Origin of the sequence: Couchioplanes caeruleus (assembly GCF_023499255.1) — a bacterium.
Classification (GTDB): Bacteria; Actinomycetota; Actinomycetes; order Mycobacteriales; family Micromonosporaceae; genus Actinoplanes; species Actinoplanes caeruleus_A.
Genome location: NZ_CP092183.1, coordinates 6638957 through 6658081 on the forward strand (window position 1 = coordinate 6638957; position 19125 = coordinate 6658081).

The 19125-nt window shown below is 72.0% G+C and carries 19 protein-coding genes, 1 other RNA gene and 1 pseudogene; 8 read left to right on the forward strand and 13 right to left on the reverse strand.

Going from position 1 to position 19125, the window contains the following annotated elements; all coding sequences use genetic code 11:
• Positions 1 to 27 precede the first annotated feature (27 nt).
• Positions 28 to 1032 (reverse strand): methyltransferase, encoded by a 1005-nt coding sequence (locus COUCH_RS30655; RefSeq protein ID WP_249608680.1) that lies wholly within the window; start codon positions 1030 to 1032, stop codon positions 28 to 30.
• A 209-nt stretch (positions 1033 to 1241) separates the two neighbouring features.
• Between COUCH_RS30655 and COUCH_RS30660 the strand changes: the two genes are divergently transcribed.
• The 3 genes and pseudogenes from COUCH_RS30660 to COUCH_RS30675 all read left to right on the forward strand — a co-directional run bounded on the left by COUCH_RS30660 (position 1242) and on the right by COUCH_RS30675 (position 3570).
• Entirely contained in the window at positions 1242 to 1967 is a 726-nt protein-coding gene (locus COUCH_RS30660; protein WP_249608681.1) for a nucleotidyltransferase domain-containing protein, read from the forward strand.
• An 86-nt stretch (positions 1968 to 2053) separates the two neighbouring features.
• A pseudogene (locus COUCH_RS30670) lies at positions 2054 to 2788 on the forward strand (class I SAM-dependent methyltransferase).
• A gap of 44 nt (positions 2789 to 2832) precedes the next feature.
• Positions 2833 to 3570 carry a phosphotransferase family protein gene (locus COUCH_RS30675; protein ID WP_249608684.1) on the forward strand — a complete coding sequence of 246 codons (738 nt, stop codon included), beginning with the start codon at positions 2833 to 2835 and terminating at the stop codon, positions 3568 to 3570.
• 58 nt (positions 3571 to 3628) lie between these two features.
• Here COUCH_RS30675 and rnpB read toward each other — a convergent pair.
• An RNA gene (gene rnpB / locus COUCH_RS30680) (RNase P RNA component class A) lies at positions 3629 to 4029 on the reverse strand.
• Between the two features lie 342 nt (positions 4030 to 4371).
• On the opposite strand from rnpB, the gene COUCH_RS30685 reads away from it, so the two are divergent.
• On the forward strand, positions 4372 to 5124 hold the full coding sequence (locus COUCH_RS30685) for a sulfite exporter TauE/SafE family protein (protein ID WP_249608685.1): 753 nt from the start codon (positions 4372 to 4374) through the stop codon (positions 5122 to 5124).
• Positions 5125 to 5165: 41 nt separating this feature from the next.
• Positions 5166 to 5627 carry a MarR family winged helix-turn-helix transcriptional regulator gene (locus COUCH_RS30690; RefSeq protein WP_249608686.1) on the forward strand — a complete coding sequence of 154 codons (462 nt, stop codon included), beginning with the start codon at positions 5166 to 5168 and terminating at the stop codon, positions 5625 to 5627.
• Positions 5628 to 5663: 36 nt separating this feature from the next.
• On the opposite strand, the gene mctP is transcribed toward COUCH_RS30690, so the two are convergent.
• The 8 genes from mctP to COUCH_RS30730 form a co-directional block, all read right to left on the reverse strand.
• Positions 5664 to 7316 (reverse strand): monocarboxylate uptake permease MctP, encoded by a 1653-nt coding sequence (gene mctP, locus COUCH_RS30695; protein ID WP_249608687.1) that lies wholly within the window; start codon positions 7314 to 7316, stop codon positions 5664 to 5666.
• Entirely contained in the window at positions 7309 to 7563 is a 255-nt protein-coding gene (locus COUCH_RS30700; protein ID WP_249608688.1) for a DUF3311 domain-containing protein, read from the reverse strand. Before COUCH_RS30700 ends, mctP begins: the two co-directional genes overlap by 8 nt.
• A gap of 145 nt (positions 7564 to 7708) precedes the next feature.
• Positions 7709 to 9007, reverse strand: a complete 1299-nt coding sequence (locus tag COUCH_RS30705; protein ID WP_249608689.1) for a glycoside hydrolase family 18 protein — start codon at positions 9005 to 9007, stop codon at positions 7709 to 7711.
• 84 nt (positions 9008 to 9091) lie between these two features.
• Positions 9092 to 10210 (reverse strand): bifunctional RNase H/acid phosphatase, encoded by a 1119-nt coding sequence (locus COUCH_RS30710; protein ID WP_249608690.1) that lies wholly within the window; start codon positions 10208 to 10210, stop codon positions 9092 to 9094.
• Entirely contained in the window at positions 10207 to 10941 is a 735-nt protein-coding gene (locus tag COUCH_RS30715; protein WP_249608691.1) for a zinc ribbon domain-containing protein, read from the reverse strand. The genes COUCH_RS30710 and COUCH_RS30715 overlap by 4 nt, the downstream gene beginning before the upstream one ends.
• Positions 10938 to 11807 carry a Nif3-like dinuclear metal center hexameric protein gene (locus COUCH_RS30720; RefSeq protein WP_249608692.1) on the reverse strand — a complete coding sequence of 290 codons (870 nt, stop codon included), beginning with the start codon at positions 11805 to 11807 and terminating at the stop codon, positions 10938 to 10940. Before COUCH_RS30720 ends, COUCH_RS30715 begins: the two co-directional genes overlap by 4 nt.
• 18 nt (positions 11808 to 11825) lie before the next feature.
• On the reverse strand, positions 11826 to 12413 hold the full coding sequence (locus tag COUCH_RS30725; RefSeq protein ID WP_199517082.1) for a flavoprotein: 588 nt from the start codon (positions 12411 to 12413) through the stop codon (positions 11826 to 11828).
• 13 nt (positions 12414 to 12426) lie between these two features.
• A complete protein-coding gene (locus tag COUCH_RS30730) occupies positions 12427 to 13656 on the reverse strand; it encodes a helix-turn-helix domain-containing protein (protein ID WP_199517083.1) in 1230 nt (409 codons plus the stop codon).
• 245 nt (positions 13657 to 13901) lie between these two features.
• On the opposite strand from COUCH_RS30730, the gene COUCH_RS30735 reads away from it, so the two are divergent.
• Both COUCH_RS30735 and COUCH_RS30740 read left to right on the forward strand, forming a co-directional pair.
• Positions 13902 to 14597 (forward strand): bifunctional DNA primase/polymerase, encoded by a 696-nt coding sequence (locus COUCH_RS30735; protein WP_249608693.1) that lies wholly within the window; start codon positions 13902 to 13904, stop codon positions 14595 to 14597.
• Positions 14598 to 14896: 299 nt separating this feature from the next.
• Entirely contained in the window at positions 14897 to 15367 is a 471-nt protein-coding gene (locus COUCH_RS30740; RefSeq protein WP_249608694.1) for a GNAT family N-acetyltransferase, read from the forward strand.
• 17 nt (positions 15368 to 15384) lie between these two features.
• On the opposite strand, the gene COUCH_RS30745 is transcribed toward COUCH_RS30740, so the two are convergent.
• Positions 15385 to 15963 carry a helix-turn-helix domain-containing protein gene (locus COUCH_RS30745; protein WP_249608695.1) on the reverse strand — a complete coding sequence of 193 codons (579 nt, stop codon included), beginning with the start codon at positions 15961 to 15963 and terminating at the stop codon, positions 15385 to 15387.
• Positions 15964 to 16013: 50 nt separating this feature from the next.
• Here COUCH_RS30745 and COUCH_RS30750 point away from each other — a divergent pair, with 50 nt between their 5' ends.
• Positions 16014 to 16997 carry an NAD(P)/FAD-dependent oxidoreductase gene (locus COUCH_RS30750; protein WP_249608696.1) on the forward strand — a complete coding sequence of 328 codons (984 nt, stop codon included), beginning with the start codon at positions 16014 to 16016 and terminating at the stop codon, positions 16995 to 16997.
• Positions 16998 to 17030: 33 nt separating this feature from the next.
• On the opposite strand, the gene COUCH_RS30755 is transcribed toward COUCH_RS30750, so the two are convergent.
• A complete protein-coding gene (locus tag COUCH_RS30755) occupies positions 17031 to 18056 on the reverse strand; it encodes a hypothetical protein (protein WP_249608697.1) in 1026 nt (341 codons plus the stop codon).
• Between the two features lie 520 nt (positions 18057 to 18576).
• The gene (locus COUCH_RS30760) at positions 18577 to 18906 is read right to left on the reverse strand and encodes a barstar family protein (protein ID WP_249608698.1); all 330 of its coding nucleotides are present in this window, start codon (positions 18904 to 18906) and stop codon (positions 18577 to 18579) included.
• Between the last annotated feature and the right edge of the window lie 219 nt (positions 18907 to 19125).

The window sequence follows — 19125 nt, forward strand, 5'->3', positions numbered from 1 at the left end:
TTCGCGCTCGCCCGATGCCGCTGCGGCTCAGCGAAGCGCGGTACGCAACTCGATGATCATCCGCAGGCCGGCGACCCGGACCGGCCCGAGCTCCAGGCCGGCCGCCCGCGCGAGCACGCCGATCTGGTCGGGCGTCCGGTTGCGGCCCCGGACATAACAGAGCATCCGCAGGTCACCCTCGGTGTCCGGCGCGCCGCCGTCACCGTCCTCGATGACGATGACCTTGCCGTCGGGGCCGGCCGCCTCCGCACACCGCCGGAGGATCCGCACCGCGCTCTCGTCGTCCCAGTCGTGCAGCACGCCGGACAGCAGGTAGCCGCCCGCGCCGGCGGGCAGCGGCTCGAAGAAGCTCCCGGCCACGGCCACGGCCTCGGCCCGGCCACCCACCTCAGCGAACGCCTCCTCGGCCCGCGCCGCCGCACCGGCCAGATCGACCACCGTGCCCCGCAGGCCCGCGTGCGCCCGGAGCAGCGCGATCAGCAGCGTGCCGTTGCCGCCGCCCACGTCCACGACGTGACCCAGCGCGCCCCACGGATAGGCGGCGGCGACCTGATCACCGTCGACCAGCCGCGACCCCATCAGCGCATCGAACGACGCGGCGAGGCGCGGATCGGCGGCCAGGTCTTCCCAGTACGGCCGGCCGAACTGCCGCGGATAGGCGGCCTCGCCGGTCCGCACCGTGTGCAGCAACTGGGTGAAACACAGGTCGGCCCGCCCGATGGCGCCCTCGAGGTCGAGCCACGCCCGCATACCGTCGGGGTGGTCGTCGCGGAGCTGCTCGCCCAGCTCGGTCAGGGCGAAGACGCCGTCATCCGTGCGGCTCAGGACGCCCGCGGTCACCAGGTGGTTCATCAGGCGGTCCAGGGCGTCCGGCTCGGCGCACGCGGCGGGGGCCAGGGCTTCGACCGTACGCGTGCCCGCGGCGATGTGGTCCGCCAAGCGCAAGGTCGCCGCGACCCGGACGGCCATCGGGGTGAGCAGATCGGCCGCGGCCCAGATGCCGCCGCCCCAAGCGGGCTTCTCGTCCGTCATGGCCTCTCCCCCGATCAGCCGGTCCAGGTCACCACCACCCAGACCATCCAGACGAAGAGTACGCAGAGAAGGACGACGAGAACGATGTCGACGGTGCGCGAAACCCGTCCCCACTTGTGCCGCCTCACCGCCCGATCGTCGCTCATCGCCCGGCCGCGGGTCAGCGAAATCCACTTTGTTCACCGCCGCCAGCCCCGCACGCTGAGCGGATGCATCGCGATCCGCTGACCGACGCGCGCGACCTCGTCACTGAGCTGTTCCCCCGAAACCGGTGGGCCGTGCTCGCCGGCAGCGTCACCACCGCCCAGCGCACCACCGGCTCGGACCTCGACATCGTCGTCCTCCTGCCCGACGGCGACGGGCAGGCCCCGCACCGCGACTCCCGCCTTTACCGCGGCTGGCCCGTCGAGCTGTTCGTGCACGATGAGCAGTCCCTCGTCCACTACCTGGCCAAGGACCTCCCGGGCAGACGGCCGGTCATGCACCGCATGGTCGCCACCGGCGTCCCGGTGTCGGGCGACCCACGGCGATGGCAGACGCACTGCGCCGCCGTCCTGGCCGCGGGGCCGGCTCCCCTGACCGCCGACGAGCGCGACCGGATCCGCTACCACCTCACCGACCTGCTCGACGACCTCCGCCACGCCACCGACCCCGGCGAACGCACCGTCATCGGCACCGCCGCCTGGACGTCGGTGGCGCACCAGGCCCTCGCCCTGGCCGACCATTGGACGGGCACGAGCAAATGGCTGCTGCGCGAACTCCGCGACCTTGACTCCGAGCTGGCCGGCCGATGGCTGAGCGCCCACAACGACACCGCCGCGATCGAGGCCCTCCTCGAGGAGATCCTCGACCGGCACGGCGGCCTGCTCTTCGACGGCTTCCACGTCGCCGGGGACCACCCGGGGCCCCGGCTGGGGCCCCGCGAGCGTCCGTGACGAGGCGTACGTTGATGGTCGTGCCCGACGCCCCGTGGTCCGACCCGGACCTGGTCGCGCGATTCGCCGACGGCGCGTACGCGACCGTGAAGGGTTACGTACGCACCTACGTCCTGCACCACCACCTGCTGGACCATCTGCCGGCGCCGCCGGCGCGGGAACTCGACGTCGGCGGCGGCGCCGGGCACCAGTCGTTCCCCCTCGCGGCCCTGGGCTACGACGTGACGCTGCTCGACTCCTCCCCCGCGATGCTCGACAGGGCACGGCAGTGACTCGGGGCGCTTCCCGACCGGGTCCAGCAACGCGTGACGCTCCTGGAGGCCGATGGCGAGCATGCGTACGAGGCAGTCGGCGGTGAGCGCTTCGCGGCGGTGTTGTGTCACGGCGTCCTGGGGTACCTGGACCGGCCCGAGCCGTTGATCGACGAGCTGTGCCGGTGCTCCGCCCCCGGCGGCATCATCTCGATCATGACAGGGAACGCGAGGGCGGCGGCGGTACGGCCGGCGCTGGAGCGACGCTGGGACGACGCCCTGGCCTCATTCGACAGCAGGAGCGAGATCGGCGTCCTCGGGGTCCGCGGCCGGGCCGACACGGTGGAGGAACTGAGCGCGTACCTGCGAGGCCGAGGCGTCGAGCCGGTGCGCTGGTACGGCGTCTGGCTGTTCGTCGACTGGCTCGAGTTCAGCGGGGTCACCCTGGATCCGGGCGACGCCCGGGAACTGGCGGCGACGGCTGCGGCCGAGCTCGAAGCCAGCCGGCGCGATCCGTACCGCCACCTCAGCCGCGTCTTCCACCTCGTCGGCCGCAACGGTCCCGGCTGACAAATACGTGGTGCCGGCGGCCGGGGTCCCGCGACAATGCCGGCGTGGCAGAGGTCAAGGTCGTCGTCGCCCATGACGAGCGTGCGACGCTGCGGGTCGGCGACGTGTTCCTGAAGGTCGACGGCGATCAGACGCGTACGGACGTCGAGGTCGAGGCGATGGCCCTGGCGCCGGTGCCGACCCCCGAGGTCCTGTGGCGCAGGCCGCCGGTGCTGGCGATCGCCGCGGTCCCCGGCACGGAACTGGGCCACCTCGGCCGGCCCTCGACCGCGTCGCCGGCGGCTTGGGCGGCAGCCGGTGCCGCCGTATGGAAGATCCACGACGCCCCGCTGCCGCCGTGGCCGGGTCCCCGGCTGGACGACATCGCAGCGGACCTCGAGACCGAGTGCGAGTGGCTCCTCGCGAACGCCGTCCTGCCCACCGACCTGATCACGCGCAACCGCGAGATCGCCGAGTCCGCGCTCCGGCCGTGGACACCGGTGTTCACCCACGGTGACCTGCAGACCAACCACGTGTTCGTCGACGGCGACGAGGTCACCGGGGTGATCGACTGGTCCGAGGCGGCCCGCGGCGACGCCCTGCACGACCTCGCCGTCCTGACGCTCGGGTACGAACAACACCTCGACGACGTCCTCGACGGCTACGGCACCGACGTCGACCGCGAGGTGATCCGCGCCTGGTGGTCGATGCGCAGCCTGCTCGCGGTCCGGTGGCTCCTCGGCCACGGCTTCGACCCGTCCACGCCGGGCTGCGAGTTCGACGTCCTCCGATCCCGCATGTGAGGCCCGGGACCGGTCGGCGGTCTGCCGCCAGCGCAGCACCGCTCGGCCAGGAGGGCGACGGACGAGTCGGCCTGTACGCCGGATTCTGTCCGCGGCGATCTCTCGCCGCTGGGCGGTCATCCATCTCGGCCTGCCGTTGCCGACAGGCTCTTGCGGCCTACCCGCAGGCTCGGGCGAGCAGCCCTCGGACGCCTGCGCCGGTCGCTGCCTTGCGGCGGCGGCCTTTCTTGGCCTTGCTCCGGGTGGGGTTTACCGAGCCACCCCGGTCGCCCGGGGTGCTGGTGGGCTCTTACCCCACCGTTTCACCCTTACCGGCCCGTGGGCCGGCGGTCTGTTCTCTGTGGCACTTTCCCGCGGGTCACCCCGGGTTGCCGTTAGCAACCACCCTGCTCTGCGGAGTCCGGACGTTCCTCGGCGGCATCCCGGTGGGGGTGCCGACGCGACCGCCCAGCCGACTCGTCCGTCGCCGGTCATCCTACGGCAGCGACGATCGCCTCCCGGCAGGCGGCGCACCCCTCGCCCTCACGGTGAGCGACCCCCGACCGAGGCCGGCGCCGCGGCCGGGCCCGAGCCGGGCCAGGCCAGGGCCGAGCCAGGGCCGAGCCGGGGCCGAGCCGGGCCAGGCCAGGGCCGAGCCGGGCCAGAGCCGAGCCGGGCCGGGGCAAGCAGGCCGACGAAAGCCGCTCCGAGGCGGCACGCAACAAGGCCGACGAGAGCCGAGCGCGAGCCGCACGCAAGCAGGCCGGCAGGAAGCGGCCCGGCGGGAAACCCCCGGCCGATCACCGTAGATTCATTCGCATCATGGATGTCGGACACGTTCTTCTGCTGCTCGCCGCCGGTCTGGTCGCGGGCGTCGTCAACGCGCTGGCCGGCGGCGGGTCGCTGATCACCTTCCCGACGCTGATCGGGATCGGGCTGCCGAGCGTTGCCGCCAACGTCACGAATTCGGTGGCTGTCTTTCCGGGGTACGTGTCCAGTGTCGTCGGGAGCCGCGCGGATCTGCGGGGGCAGTGGCGGCGGCTGGGGTCGCTGGTGCCGTTGTGCGTGGCCGGGTCCGCGGCCGGGTGTGCGTTGCTGCTCGGTACGCCCGCCCGCGCGTTCGATCTGATCGTGCCGTTCCTGGTGCTCGGGGCGGCCGCCGCGCTGGCGTTCCAGGATCGGTTGCGGGCGCTGGTGGGGCATGCGAGCCGACGGCGGCGGGGTGTGTTGCCGGTTGTCGTGTTCGTGGGCGCCGTGTACGGGGGCTACTTCGGCGCCGCCCTCGGGGTGATGTACGTGGCCGCGCTCGCGCTGGTGCTGGACGAAACCCTGAACCGGATCAACGCGTTGAAGAATGTGCTGTCCGCCTGTGTCGGGCTGGTGACCGTGATCGTGTTCGCCGTGTTCGCGCCGATCCACTGGGGGGCCGTGTTGGTGGTGGCGCCCGCGACGGTGGTGGGCGGGTACGCGGGCGCGCACCTGGCACGTCGTTTGCCAGCAAAGGTGTTGAAGGTTCTTATTGTCACGTTCGGCGCGGTGATCGGATTGGTCCTGCTGGGGCGCGCCTTCCGGTGAGAATGGTCGTCCCGGGCATTGTGATAGACGAGGAAGGGCACATGGCGAACGACGAGGCCGCGCTCGGCGTCATCGAGACGCAGGTCGCGATGCTCATCCGGCTGGGTGAGGCGACCCGGCGCAGTTCACCGCGGCCGCATCGGGCACTGGACCGGGCGGCGTACGTCATCCTGCGGCTGCTCCAGGAGTCCGGGCCGCAGAACGTCTCCGCCGTGGCGCACCGGCTGAACCTCGACGGCTCGACGGTGACCCGGCAGGTGAGCGCGATGCACCGGGACGGCCTGGTCGAGCGGCATCCGGATCCGGACGACGGGCGGGGCACGGTCATCGCCGCGACCGAGCGGGGTCTCTCCCAGGTGGAGGCGGTCGCCAAGGCGCGGCGTGAGCTGTACGACCTGCTGCTCAAGGACTGGACGAGCCATGAGCGCAAGGAGCTCGCCGGCATCCTCGAGCGGCTCACCCGGGACATGGACTCGTACATCAAAGGCCGCGGCCTCGGATAGGACATCCGAGGCCGCGACATGCGAGGAGCTGCGGGATCAGGTCGATGAGGTGATGGGGTCGGCGTCGGGGGTCGTACGGGCCTTCTCCAGGCGTGGGTCGCCCTCGTCGGCGAAGTAGTCGTCCGGGTTGGTGTGGTCGATGCCGTCCGGGGTCTTCGCGGCCCGCAGGACCAGCGTCGCGATGACCGCCACCAGCAGGTTGACCGCGACCGCCACGAAGCCCACGTAGATGGTCTTCGGGCTGTCGAAGCCGAGGTCGGACAGCGGGAACGCCGAGCCGCCGAAGTGTTTGCGGCCGGTGTTGGCGTTCGGGATGTTGTAGAGCATCCACATGCCCATGCCCATGCCGGCCGCCCAGCCGGCGATCAGCGCCCAGCGGTGCAGCCACCGGGTGAACAGGCCGAGCGCCACCGAGGGCCCGGTCTGCAGGATGATGATGCCGCCGATGAGCTGCAGGTCGATGGAGAACTGCGGGTCGAGGAAGATGATGCAGGCGACCGCGCCGACCTTGACCACCAGCGACGTGATCTTGGAGACGTTCGCCTCCTGCGCCGGGGTCGCGTCCTTCTTCAGGTACTCCTTGTAGATGTTGCGGGTGAACAGGTTCGCCGCCGCGATCGACATGATGGCCGCCGGGACCAGCGCGCCGATGCCGATGGCCGCGAAGGCGACGCCCGCGAACCACGACGGGAACTGCTGGTCGAAGAGCAGCGGCACGACGGTGTTGCTGTCCAGGCTGCCGGCCTTGGCACCGGGCAGCGGCGTCACGCCCGCGGAGATCGCCATGTAGCCGAGCAGCGCGATCAGGCCGAGCAGGAAACTGTACGCGGGCAGCGCCGACATGTTCCGCTTGATCACATTGCGGTTCTTGCTGGCCAGCACGCCCGTGATGCTGTGCGGGTACAGGAACAGCGCGAGGGCCGAGCCGAGCGCCAGCGTGATGTACTGGATCTGGTTGTTGGCGTTGAGGGTGATGCCGTCGCCGGTCGAGTTCGACGCCTGGAACTTCGCGTTCGCGTCGTCGAAGATGCTGCCCCAGCCGCCCAGCTTGTACGGCAGGTAGAGCACCGCCACGATGATGACGATGTAGATCAGCGTGTCCTTGACGAACGCGATCAGCGCGGGCGCCCGCAGGCCGGACTGGTAGGTGTACGCGGCCAGGATCGCGAACGCGATGATGATCGGCAGGTGCCGCGCGAGCGCGCTGTCCCCCGTCACGCCCATCGTCTTGAGCACGGCCTCGATGCCGACCAGCTGCAGCGCGATGTACGGCATGGTCGCCACGATGCCGGTGATCGCCACGAGCAGGGCGAGCAGCGGCGAGTCGAAGCGGGACCGGACGAAGTCGGCGGGGGTCACGAAGCCGTGCCGGTGCGACACCGACCAGAGCCGGATCAGGATCAGGAAGAACAGCGGGTAGATGACCACGGTGTACGGCACCGCGAAGAACCCGGCGGCGCCCGCTCCGAAGATCAGCGCCGGCACGGCGACGAAGGTGTACGCCGTGTAGAGGTCGCCGCCGACCAGGAACCAGGTGATCCAGCCGCCGAAGCTGCGGCCGCCCAGCCCCCACTCGTCGAGGTGGGCCATGTCCTTAGGGGCGCGCCACCGGGCCGCCACGAAGCCCATGCCGCTGACCAGCAGGAAGAGCAGCGAGAAGACGATGATCTCGGTGATGTGGTCACTCATCGACGGCCTCCGGGGTCTCCGGCGCGGACGTCCGTGCGGGCCGCTTGGTCATCTGGTAGACCACCGAGGTCGTGGCGACGCCGACGAAGATGAAGAGGAACTGCAACCAGTAGAACGCCGGGAACCCCCACAGCCGCGGCGAGTCGCGGTTGAACAGCGGGGTCACCAGGGGCAGGACGATCGGGATGAGCAGCAGCCAGTACCAGGGGCTGCGGTCACTGCGCGGGGACCGTACCGGTTCCGTCATGGGTGGGATCCTCCTGGTCGGAGTGAATGACGGTTATCGGCCGCACGTTACCGAGAGGTTTCACAGGCGACTCTCAGTGGAGATCACCTTGCGCCGAACGGCAAGGGTGGTGCGCCGAACGGCACACCACCCTTGCGCACCGTGTTCAGTGCCGCCAGGGCGACCAGAGACCGGCCGAGATGGTACGGGTCAGCGACGCGTTCTCGTCGTCGCCGTCGAGCGACCACATCATCGCCCCGCCCAGCCCCTGCGCCCGGATGTACGCCGTCTTCTGCAGGATCTGCGCCGGGTCGTCGTACGTCCAGAAGGTGGTGCCGTCGAAGAGCCACGAGTGCCCGGCCCGCCAGTCGCGGTGCACGGTGTAGCCCTGGGCCGGCAGGTTCTTGAGGACCTTGTAGTCCTCGGTGCCGACCGCGAACGTGCCGGGCGCGCCGCCGGTGGCCGGGGCGAACAGGCCGTTCCCGCCGCCGGTCACGCCGGTCCAGCCCTGGCCGTAGTAGGGGATGCCGAGCACGAGCTTGCCGCTCGGGGCGCCCCGGTCCCGCCACGCGCCGATCGCGCCCTCGACGGAGAAGTCGGGGTTGTCCGGCGCCCCTTGGGGCACGCGCAGCGCGGACTGCTGGTTCGTCCGCGCCTCCCACGAGCCGTGGAAGTCGTAGCCCTGCACCGTACCGAAGTCCAGGTACTTGAAGATCTTCGTCTCGAAGCCCGCGTCGATCTTGGCGGGAGCGGCCGGCAGGAAGGCCGTGAGGTCGTAGTGCCGCTTCGTCGTGCGCGACAGCTTGTCGAGCTGCTTGCGGAACTCGGCGGTCAGCAGCGTGAAGTTGTGCTTGTCCTCGGGGCGGATCACGTTGCCGGCGTTGCCCTCGGAGCCGGGCCACTCCCAGTCGAGGTCGACGCCGTCGAAGATGCCGCCGGCGACGCCCGCGGCCAGGCCCGGCAGGTTGCCCTTGATCCACAGGTCCACGCAGGAGCTGACCAGCTTCTGGCGGGACGCCTCGGTGAGCGCGGCGTCGGAGAAGTGCGCCGAGCCGGTCCAGCCGCCGAGCGAAATCAGCACCCGCAGGTTCGGGTTCTTCTGCTTGAGCTCGGCGAGCTGGTGGAGGTTGCCGGCGATCGGCTGGCCCGCCACGTCGCCCACGCCGTCGACGCTGAGCTCCGCGGGGAACGGCGTCTGCCAGTCGGCCCACGGGTCGGCCGAGTCGCAGACGCCGGCCGCCGTGACCGGCCCGAACGCGTAGTTGAGGTGGGTGAGCCGGGCGGCGGCGCCGGACGTCTGCACCTTGGCGAGCTGAAAGCCACGGCCGTAGATACCCCACTGGGTGAAGTACCCGACCTTGACGTACGGCTTCTTCCCGTGCGCCTGGACCGTGCCCGGTGCGGCGGTGACGCCGACCAGGACGGCCGCGGCGACGGCGAGGAAGCGACGGGTGTATCCGCGCATGAAGCCCTCCAGGGGCGAAGCATTTAACAAACTTTCCTGATTGAGGAAGCTAAACGCCTGGATCTGGAGAAGCAATAAGCCGATCTATCGAAGATGCGCCGTCTCGTTGACCGAACGCACCGCTATGCCCCCATCCGGCCACATGTCCATGGTGGAGACGCCGGCCGCGTCGAGGAACAGCCGGTGCAGGAAGGCGTCACCGGCGGCGAGCGCGTCCCGCAGGATCAGCTTGATCGGCGAGACGTGCGAGACCACCACGACCACCGATGACGGGTACGCGGACTGCAGCGTCGCCAGCGCACCGCGGACCCGCTTGGCCACCGCCTGGAACGACTCCCCGCCCGGCGGCGCCACGCTCGTCGAGCCCAGCCACCGGTCCATCTCCGCCGGCCAGCGCTCACGGACCTCACCGAACGTCAGGCCCTCCCAGTCGCCGAAGTCGCACTCGATCAGCTCCGGCATGACGGTGACCGAGACGCCGCCCACCTCTGAGGCGATCAGCTCGGCTGTGCGCGTACATCTGCTCAAGGGTGACGAGACGACCGCCGCGACGTCGCGGCTGATGCCGGCCACCCGCCCGGCCGCGGCCATGGCCTGCGCCTGGCCCTCGTCGGTGAGCGGCACGTCGCCACGGCCGGAATACCGGCCCTGCTGGGTGAACGCGGTCTCGCCGTGCCGCACGAGGATCAGCCGCGTCGCCGCCTCCATCGAGGGCGGCGCCCAGCTCCGCGCCGGCGCCTTCGCCTCCGGCTCGATCACCTCGGGTTCGATCACGTCCCGGACCGGTTTGCCCGCGGCCTCGTCCATCGCGCGGTTGGCCAGCGCGTCGGCGAGCTTGTTGCGCTCGCGCGGGATCCAGTCGAAGGTCACCCCGGCGAAGCCGTTCACCAGCGTGGCGGCCTCGGCGGCGAGCGGGCGCAGGCCCGGGTTCTTGATCTGCCATCGGCCGGACATCTGCTCGACGACCAGCTTCGAATCCATCCGTACGTCGACCCGGGCCGCACCCAGCTCGGCGGCGGCGCGCAGGCCCGCGATCAGGCCCTGGTACTCGGCGACGTTGTTCGTCGTGGTGCCCAGCGAGCCGTACCGCTCGAGCAGGACCTCGCCCGAGCCGGTGTCCCGCACGACCGCGCCGTAGCCGGCCGGGCCGGGGTTGCCCCGCGACCCGCCGTCGGCCTCGACGACGACCCGGAGATCACTCACAGGCCTGACTCCGAGGTACGCACCATGATCCGGCGGCACTCCTCGCAGCGGACCACCTCGTCGGCGGGCGCGGACTTCACCCGGGCGAGGTCGGCGCCGTACAGCTCGATGCGGCAGCCGCCGCACCGGCCGGAGCGGAACAGCGCGGCGCCCAGCCCGGTCTCCTCGCGGATCTTGTCGTACAGCTTGACCAGGTCGGCCGGCAGGTCCGCCGCGAGCGGGCCGCGCGACTGGCTCTTGAACTCCTGCTCCTTGGCGATGTCCGCGTACGCCTCGTCGCGGCGTGCCTCCGCCGCGTCGCGGCGCTCGGCGGCCTCGCCGATCCGCTTCAGCACCTCGTTGAGCGTCTGCTCGGCGCTCTCCCGGCGCTCCATGAGCTCCAGCTCGGCGTCCTCGAGCTCCGACTGCCGGCGGTTCAGCGTCGCCAGCTCGTGCTGCAGCCCCTCGATCTCGCGAAGCGCGCCGCCGGCGTCGAGGCGGGCCTGGTCGCGCTGCTTGCGGGTGCGGACCTGCTCGATGTCCTTCTCGTAGCGGGAGATGTCGCGATCCAGGTCGTCGACGGCCACCTGGGCGCGGACCCGCTCGTCCTCCAGCGCGGAGAGCTCACGGGCGACGGTGTCGATCTCGGCGAGCTCGGGCAGCGACCGGCGGCGGTGCGCGAGCTGGTTCAGCGCGGTGTCGACGGCCTGCAGGTCGAGCAGGCGGCGCTGGGCTTCCGGGGCGGCCTTCACGGGTGGATCTCCTTGTCGTCGGCGACCGCGTGCACGGTCCAGGGGTCGGTGTCGAGGTCGGAGACGAGAACGGCGACGCCGAACTGCGCGCGCAGCCATCCGGCCACCTCGTCGAGCCAGGGGCGTTCGCTGGCCCAGTGCGCCACGTCGAGCAGGGCGGGGCCGCCCGCGGCGAGGTGCTCGCCGGCGGGGTGGTGGCGCAGGTCGGCACAGAGATACGCGTCGGCGCCGGCAGCCGTCGCCTCCCGCAGGAAGGAATCGCCCGCGCCGCCGCAGACGGCCAGCGTACGCACGCGCAGATCGGGGTCACCGGCGGCCCGGACCCCCGCCGCGGTGGCCGGCAGCCGGCGGGCGGCGAACGAGGTCAGCTCGGCCAGCGTCATCGGGGCGGCCAGCTCCCCCACCCGGCCGATCCCCCGGCCCTCGCCGGCGGCGGGCCCGCCGGGGGCCGCGGGCGCCAGCGGGCGCAGGTTCACCAGGTCCAGCCGGGCGGCCAGCGCGTCCGAGACGCCCGGGTTGGCGGTGTCGGCGTTGGTGTGCGCGACGTAAAGGGCGATGTCAGCCTTGATCAGCCGGTGCACGATGCGGCCCTTGTACGTGTCCGGCGCCACCGACGAGACGCCCTTGAGCAGCAGAGGGTGGTGGGCGACGATCAGGTCGGCGCCGACCGTGACGGCCTCCTCGACCGTCTCCGGGACGCAGTCGACCACAGCCAGGATGCGCCGGACGGGCCGGTCGAATTCGCCCAGGACGGGACCGACCCGGTCCCACTGCTCCGCCCACGACCTGGGATAGCGCCGGTCGAGGGCGGCCACGACCTCGCGGACGGTGGGCGTGCCGGACGGGGCACCAGCGGAGTCGGTCACGGCCGCCAACTCTACTGGCTAGGAGCGGGCTCCCGGCTCGACCCGGCTGCCCGTCTCGAAACGGGCGTACAGCGTCTGCAGCGCGCGCCGCCACGGGAACCGGCTGCGGAACCTGTCGTTCTGTCCGGGGCCGCCCAGGCTCACGACGTCGTCGCCGTACAGCACCTCGACACCCCAGGTACGCAGCTTCGCGATGCTGTCGTGCAGCGCCGGGTGCATCGCCATGACCTTGTTCGTGTACGGCACCACGACCGTCGGGATGCCGAAGCCGTACCCCTCGATCAGCAACCCCAGCACGAGCGTGTCGGTGATGCCGGCCGCCCACTTGTTGACGGTGTTGACCGTGGCCGGTGCCACGATCATCGCGTCGGCCGGCGGGAGAAGGTCGTCGTCGCCCGGGTTCTTGTAGTAGCTGCGGACGGCGTGCCCGGTCTGCGCCTGCAACGCCGCCGCGTCCACGAACTTGCGCCCGTCCGGCGTGGTGATCACGCAGACCTCCCAGCCGTCACGCTGGGCCAGGTCGACCAGCACACCCACGTCCCGGGCGATCGGTGAACCGCACACCAGGATGTAGAGAACGCCGGGCGCGGGGTTGGCCGTGCTCACCGCGGAATCCACCTCATACGCCGACTCCCATCTGTTCGGCCAGCTCCGCGATGGGTGCCGGCGGGGTGCCCCGCGTGCGTCGCAGCACGTCGGAGATGACCTCGTGGGCCAGCGGGCGGCAGCGGATCTCGGACGGGGCGAGGCGGTCGCCCTCCAGCAGCATCTCGCTGGCCTTCTCCACGTCGCCCAGCTGGGTGTATCCGCGCGCGATGTCGAGGAAGTGGTGCGCGCGCCGTTCCGGGAGCATCGCGGCGAAGTGCTCCGGGTCGATCCGGTTGTGCGTCTCGACCGCCTTACCGCCGTCACCCAGCTCCACCGCGGCCGCGGCCCGGTGCAGCTCCACGTTGGTCGGCCCGAAGGACGTCCAGTAGTAGTTGAAGTCGCCACCGAGCGCACCGGCCGCCTGCTCCGCGCCGGTGACCAGGTCACGGACGGTCGCGCTGTCGCCGATGCGGGCGGCCGCCATCGCGCCGGTGAGCAGCAGCAGGCCGTACACGCTCAGCCGCTCCGGCGTCGCCGAGTCCGGCGTCGTCGGGGCCAGCCGGTTCGCGATGTTGACGTTGACCTCGAGGGCCGAGCGCACCCGGCCGAGCGAGAGCAGCGCCATGCCGACCCGGTGGCTCGCCATGCCCGCCAGCAGCTGGTCGCCGGCCCGCTGCGAGACCGCGATGGACCTGTCCGCGGCCAGCCAGGACAACTCGTGCTCGCCGACCTTGCGCAGCGCCGAGGAGGCGATCTGGTACACCTGCCCGAGCAGGTGCGCCGCGTCGCGTGCCTCGTCACCGCTCGCGTGGGCGCTGTCCGCGGCCTGCGCGTCACGCAGCAGTTGCGGCAGCTTGCGGGCGAGCACGCCGTACTTCGCGTGCTGATAGGTCAGCCAGGCGTGGCTGACCGCCTTGCGCATCTCCGTCAGCGGCGGCGCCTGCGGTACGGGATGGAAGAACGCGCTCATCTGGTCGTAGCGCTCGAGCGCGGCGCGGATCTCCTCGACCTCGACCTGGTCGATGCAGTTCTGCGTCTCCGGCCGCCGCTCGACGTCCTTGCCCAGCAGCAGCTGGACGTCGATGGCGAGCACGTCGGCGATCTCGTAGACGACGGAGAACTTGTCGAGCCGGCGGACCCCCCGCTCCACCTTGTCGACCCAGCTCTTGGACTTGCCCAGCCGGTCCGCGAAAACCTGCTGGGACATCTTGCGCCGGCCGCGCCAGTAGGCGACTCGCCGGCCGATCGGCAGCTCGTCCACGGTGCCTCCCCAAACTCATCCGGCGACCCCCGCCGGTGAGCAACCCGGTGCTTCACGTGCAGTGTGGACCTCACTCGTCCGTGCTGGTCGCACAGGTTGTGTGATCGCCTGCCCACCGTTGCTCGTAGTTTCTCATGCAACTTGCAATGGGTGATCTGACCGAACCAACGACGCGTGTCGCGCTTGGTAACGGCAACCCCGCCTGATATAGCGGCAGCGAGTCCCGAACCGGGGGTAAACCGACCATGCAGTGGAGCAACCGAGAGCCGATCGGCCCACGGGCCCTCCTCGATCGGCTGCGCCTGCGCCGTGCGGCGCTGCGCTACGCCCGGCAGGGCTGGGCGGTGACGCCGGGGGCGTACCTCAGCGGCGACCGCTTCGCCTGCGGCCGGCCGGGCTGCCCGATCATGGGCTGCCATCCCGCGATCGAGTGCTGGGAGGACGACGCGTCCACGGATCCCGCGCGCATCGCCGCGTGGTGGCGCGACCGGCCGTACACGGTGCTGCTCGCCACCGGCGGCGCCTTCGACGTCCTGGAGGTGCCGGCCGCGGTGGGCCTGCGGGTCCTGGGCGCGGTCCGGCTGCACACCGGGGTGATCGGCCCGGAACGCGAGGATGCCCGCGGCCCGGTCGCGGTCGCGCCGTCCGGACGCTGGATGTTCCTGGTACGCCCCGGCGAGGAGCTGGGCCCCGAGCTGGGGTCCTGCCTGGACGTTCTGCGGCACGGCCGCGGCTCGTGGATCCCGGCCGCGCCCAGCCGGACCCCCGACGGGCAGGTGCGCTGGGCCGTCACCCCGGAGGAGAACGGCTGGCGGCTGCCCGCGTCGGCGACCGTGCAGGCGATGCTGCTCGACGCGCTGGACGCGCTGGGCCGCCGCCCGCAGCCGGGGGTGCCGCCGAGCGTGCCGCGGCAGATGTCGACGTCCCGACGGGCCGCCTGAGTCCACGGACGTCGCCGGCTTGCCGGATCCCGCCGTCTCGGAGCTCGCCGTCTCGGAGCTCGCCGTCTCGGAGCTCGCCGTTCCGGATCTTGGCTTCACGGGCGGCGGCCACCCACCGGCGGCCGGCTCTTGCGAGCTGGTGGCGGACGGTATGCGGGCGGTGCCGGGGAAGCGCATGTCCGAGTCACCGTATTGGTCTACCTTGCGGTAGGCAGTCACCCGAACGGGTGAACACGTGATCACCCTCCGCGCATGAAATCCGCTCGTGGGCGGCGAGCGGATCCTGGCACGATGCGGTCGTGGTCACCATCCGAGCCGTACCCGTGGACGCGCCCGACGCCGTAGCGCTGATCCGGTCCTACCTGACCGAGGTCGTGGACCGCTACCACGGGCGCCCGATGCCGCCCTCCACGGTGGACGGGGCTCTGGCCGACGAACCCGCCGACGACGTCGCCGTCCTGCTGGTCGCCTACCGCGCCGGCGAGCCGGTCGGTTGCGCCGGGCTGCGCATCGCCGGGCCGCACACCGGCGAACTGACCAAGGTGTACGTCGCACCGCCGGCCCGCCGCTCGGGTGTGGCACGGCGGCTGCTGGCGTCCGTCGAGGACGTGGCGCGCGAGCGGGGGCTGCGGCGGTTGCGGCTGGACACCCGTACCGATCTCATCGAGGCCCGGGCCCTCTACGCCGCGGCCGGCTTCCGCGAGGTGCCGGCGTGGAAGCAGGAGCCGTACGCCGACTGCTTCTTCGCCAAGGATCTGCTGCCGGGTTGAGCGTCTTCTCCCGGAAGCTACTTCCGCGTTGACCGCGCGCGGACGTGCATGCGTTCGCCCTGCGGCCCGAAGATCGACAGGAACTCGACCGCCTCACCGGAGGCGCTGCCGAACCAGTGCGGCACGCGGGTGTCGAACTCCGCCGCCTCCCCGGCCGGCATGATCAGGTCGTGCTCGCCGAGGACGACGCGGAGCCGGCCGCTGATCACGTACAGCCACTCGTACCCCTCATGGGTCTTCGGGTCCGGCGCCTCGACCGGGCCCGGCGGGATGAGGTGCTTGAAGGCCTGCAGGCCGGTGGACTGCCGGCTCAGCGGCAGGATCGTCTGGCCGCTGCTGTGCTTGATCGGCCGGGCGTAGATCCGCGGATCGCCGGTGGGCGGCGCACCGACCAGGTCGTCGAGCGGCACCTGGTACGCCCGGGCCAGCGGCAGCAGCAGCTCCAGCGTGGCCTTGCGCTGCCCGGACTCGAGCCGCGACAGCGTGCTGACCGAGATGCCGGTGCTCTCGGACAGCGCCGTGAGCGTCGTCCCCCGCTCCTGCCGTAACGCCCGCAACCGCGGCCCGACCGCCGCCAGCACCTCATCGTTTGCCATCACAGCAAATAACTTTGCCACTTCGGGCCGCGCCGGGCCACCGTGGTCCCATGACATACGACGTGATCGTGATCGGCGGCGGACCCGCCGGACTGAGTGCGACGGTGGCGCTAGGCCGAGCGCTGCGCAAGGTTCTGCTGGTCGACGCGGCGGAGCCACGCAACGCACCGGCCGATGGCATCCACAACTACCTGACCCGCGACGGGGTGCCGCCGGCGGAGTTCCGCGAGCTCGGGCGGGCGGAGGCGGTGCGGTACGGGGCCGAGGTGATCGACGGATCGGTCGCGTCCATCTCCCCCGCCGCCGGCGGCGGGTCGGCGTCCCCGGGCGCCGGGCTGCTCAGCGTGACGCTGGCGGACGGGCGGCGGTTCGAGGCCCGGCGACTGCTGGTCACGACCGGCCTCACCGACGAACTGCCGGACATCCCCGGCCTGCGCGACCATTGGGGGCACGGGGTGCTGCACTGCCCGTACTGCCACGGCTACGAGGTGCGCGGCAGGGCCATCGGCATCCTGGGTTCCTCACCCATGTCCCTGCACCAGGCCCAGATGTGGCGGCAGTGGAGCGACGACGTGACCCTCTTCCTGCACACGGCCCCGGCCCCGGACGAGACCCAGGCCCGGGAACTCGCGGCCCGCGGCATCACGGTCGTGACGGAGAAGGTGGCCGAGGTGGTCGCGCAGGACGGCACACTGACCGGCGTACGCCTGACCGACGGCACTCTGGTCCCCCGCGAGGCGCTGGTCGTCGCTCCGCGGTTCGTGGCCAACGCGCGGATCCTCGAGCTGCTGGGGCTCCCGGCCACCGAGAACGACTTCGGATCCTCGGTGGCGGCAGAGCCGACGGGCCGCACGGCAGTACCGGGCGTCTGGGTGGCCGGGAACGTGACCGACCAGATGGCCCAGGTGGTGAGCGCGGCGGCGGCCGGGCTGCACACGGCGGCCCAGCTGAACATGGACCTGATCACTGAAGAGGTCGGGCAGGCGGTGGCGGCCTCACAGCCTGATCAGCGGTCCGCGGCCGGCTCCCGGTAGGCGGCGGCACCGCCCGCCCGGCGTTCGGCCCGCTCAGCGGTCCGCGGCCAGCTCCCGGTAGGCGGCGATGACGGCCGCCGTGCGTTCGGCCAGCTCCGGGCCCGATTCCGCGGGCGCGGCCGCGGCGGCCGTCAGCCGGGAGATCGCCAGCTCGGCGTCCCGGGCGGTCCGGCCGATGCGCTGCTCGCGGAGCAGGTCCTCGCCGGCCAGCGCCGCGGCGTTGATGCTGGCCAGGATCCGGTTGGCCGCCTCGGCCGTGGAACGCCACAGCCCTTCGACGCGCAGCCGCTGCTCGGCGAGGGCCTGGACGGCCGGGCTGTCGGCGGGAAGATCATGCCGGGAGGCGACGCCCAGCTCGTCCCGCAGCCGCCGGATCTGCTGCCGGCGAGCCATGATCGCGGCGAGATCCCGCAACGCGGCGGTCAGGTCCCGGTCGGCCTGCTCGGCGTCGATCATGTGCCGCAACGCCGGCCAGGTCAGCCGTACGCGCCGGGCCACCGCCAACGCCCGCCCGTAGGCGACCCGCTCCTCGGCGGCCAGCAACACGAACGAATCGTCACCCCGCGGCAACGCCAGCACCCCGGTCCGCGCGGCCCTGGCCTGCTCGACGCTGACGAAGCCGACCAGCGCCACGGCCCCGGCCACCCCTGCCCACCACGGAATGCCCACCGCGCTGAGCACGGCGACGAGCACGACCAGAGCCAGCGACAACTGTGAGGAGAACCGGACCCGGTCCTCCCTGCTGCGCCCGCTCGGCGCCACCGGGACCACGTCGACGACCGACCCCTGCCGGTTCCGCCGGGCGCGCCCGGACCGCATCTTGATCGGGTACGGCGACACCACGATCTTCTCGTCGTCGACGCCGATGAACAGGCCATCGGCGTTGACGGATCGACCATCGGCGCGCCCGGACCGGCCCCTGGCGCGGCCGGACCGGCCATCGGTGCGGTCCGACCGGCCATCGGCGCGACCGGACCGGACTCGGGCGCGGCCGGACCGGCCATCGGCGCGATCGGACCGGTCATCGGCACGGTCGGGCCAGCCGGAGCGTCCGGTCATCGCACACCCTTCCCGGCCCGGCGCCTCCCGGCGCGGTGCCTCTGACGGTCCGGCTCTGCCTGGACGGCCGCGGTGGACTGAGGTGCAGAGCGGGCCCGTCCGCCGAGGGGGGTACGATCGGGCCCGCTCACCCGCGGAGCCGTCCGCAGGTGCCAGAAGGAATCGGGCGTCAGGGGGCGTACTTGAGACGGGCGCGGGTGCAGCGCGGGTGCACCCGATTCCACCGGACACCGGACACCGGACACCGGACGCCGGACGCCGGACGCCAACGGCGAATGGCGACGGCGACGGCGACGGCGACGGCGACGGCGAACGGCGACGGCGAACGGCGAACGGCGACGGCGACGGCGACGGCGACGGCGACGGCGAACGGCGACGGCGACGGCGACGGCGACGGCGAACGGCGAACGGCGACGGCGAACCAGCGGACGCCCCGGGACGGCGAACCAGCGGACGCCGTCGGGCGGCGGACCGGGTTCTGCTCGGGTTGTGAACGGCGCGGACCGGCCCGGCGAGGCGCTCAGTCGAACACGCGGAAGATGAAGCGCTCGTTCCAGCGCCGCCCCTCGTCGCCGGCCTCGATCTCGGTGAGCGTCGCGACGATCTGCTCGTACGCGCTCGTGCCCAGGGCCATCCGGATGCTCTCGGCATGGGTCCACACCAGCTGCACCGGGCGCGGGTCGCCGGCGGCGAGGTGCCGGCGGAGGTCTGCCAGGTCGTGCCGGTAGTACGGCCCGTAGCCGAGCGCACCGGCCAGCCTGTGGTGCAGGTCCGCCGCGCTCAGCACGAACCGCCCGTCGATGACCACGTTCACCGTGCCAACCTCCCACCGCCGGTCGACACCTGACATCGAGCCAACGATCCAGCGCCTCCGCCGATCTTGCCGGGTGACGGCCGCTTCCGGCGGGCCGAATTCCCGCACGCCGTCCGGGGAAACTCGCCCGACCGGACAGCGTGCGGAGGACGGACGGCCGACCGGCCCATCCACGCCGCATGCGCAAACGCCGCATGCGCAACGCGCACCCAGCCCGCGACGCACGCAGGAAACGCACCCTGCCCGCATCACAAG

Excerpts from the sequence above, each read along its gene's own strand:
- COUCH_RS30660 (WP_249608681.1), top strand. The coding sequence starts at position 1,242 with ATGCATCGCGATCCGCTGACCGACGCGCGCGACCTCGTCACTGAGCTG.
- COUCH_RS30750 (WP_249608696.1), top strand. The coding sequence starts at position 16,014 with ATGACATACGACGTGATCGTGATCGGCGGCGGACCCGCCGGACTGAGT.
- COUCH_RS30705 (WP_249608689.1), bottom strand. The coding sequence starts at position 9,007 with ATGCGCGGATACACCCGTCGCTTCCTCGCCGTCGCCGCGGCCGTCCTG.
- mctP (WP_249608687.1), bottom strand. The coding sequence starts at position 7,316 with ATGAGTGACCACATCACCGAGATCATCGTCTTCTCGCTGCTCTTCCTG.
- COUCH_RS30655 (WP_249608680.1), bottom strand. The coding sequence starts at position 1,032 with ATGACGGACGAGAAGCCCGCTTGGGGCGGCGGCATCTGGGCCGCGGCC.
- COUCH_RS30755 (WP_249608697.1), bottom strand. The coding sequence starts at position 18,056 with ATGACCGGACGCTCCGGCTGGCCCGACCGTGCCGATGACCGGTCCGAT.
- COUCH_RS30685 (WP_249608685.1), top strand. The coding sequence starts at position 4,372 with ATGGATGTCGGACACGTTCTTCTGCTGCTCGCCGCCGGTCTGGTCGCG.
- COUCH_RS30700 (WP_249608688.1), bottom strand. The coding sequence starts at position 7,563 with ATGACGGAACCGGTACGGTCCCCGCGCAGTGACCGCAGCCCCTGGTAC.
- COUCH_RS30760 (WP_249608698.1), bottom strand. The coding sequence starts at position 18,906 with ATGTCAGGTGTCGACCGGCGGTGGGAGGTTGGCACGGTGAACGTGGTC.
- COUCH_RS30745 (WP_249608695.1), bottom strand. The coding sequence starts at position 15,963 with ATGGCAAACGATGAGGTGCTGGCGGCGGTCGGGCCGCGGTTGCGGGCG.
- COUCH_RS30690 (WP_249608686.1), top strand. The coding sequence starts at position 5,166 with ATGGCGAACGACGAGGCCGCGCTCGGCGTCATCGAGACGCAGGTCGCG.
- COUCH_RS30735 (WP_249608693.1), top strand. The coding sequence starts at position 13,902 with ATGCAGTGGAGCAACCGAGAGCCGATCGGCCCACGGGCCCTCCTCGAT.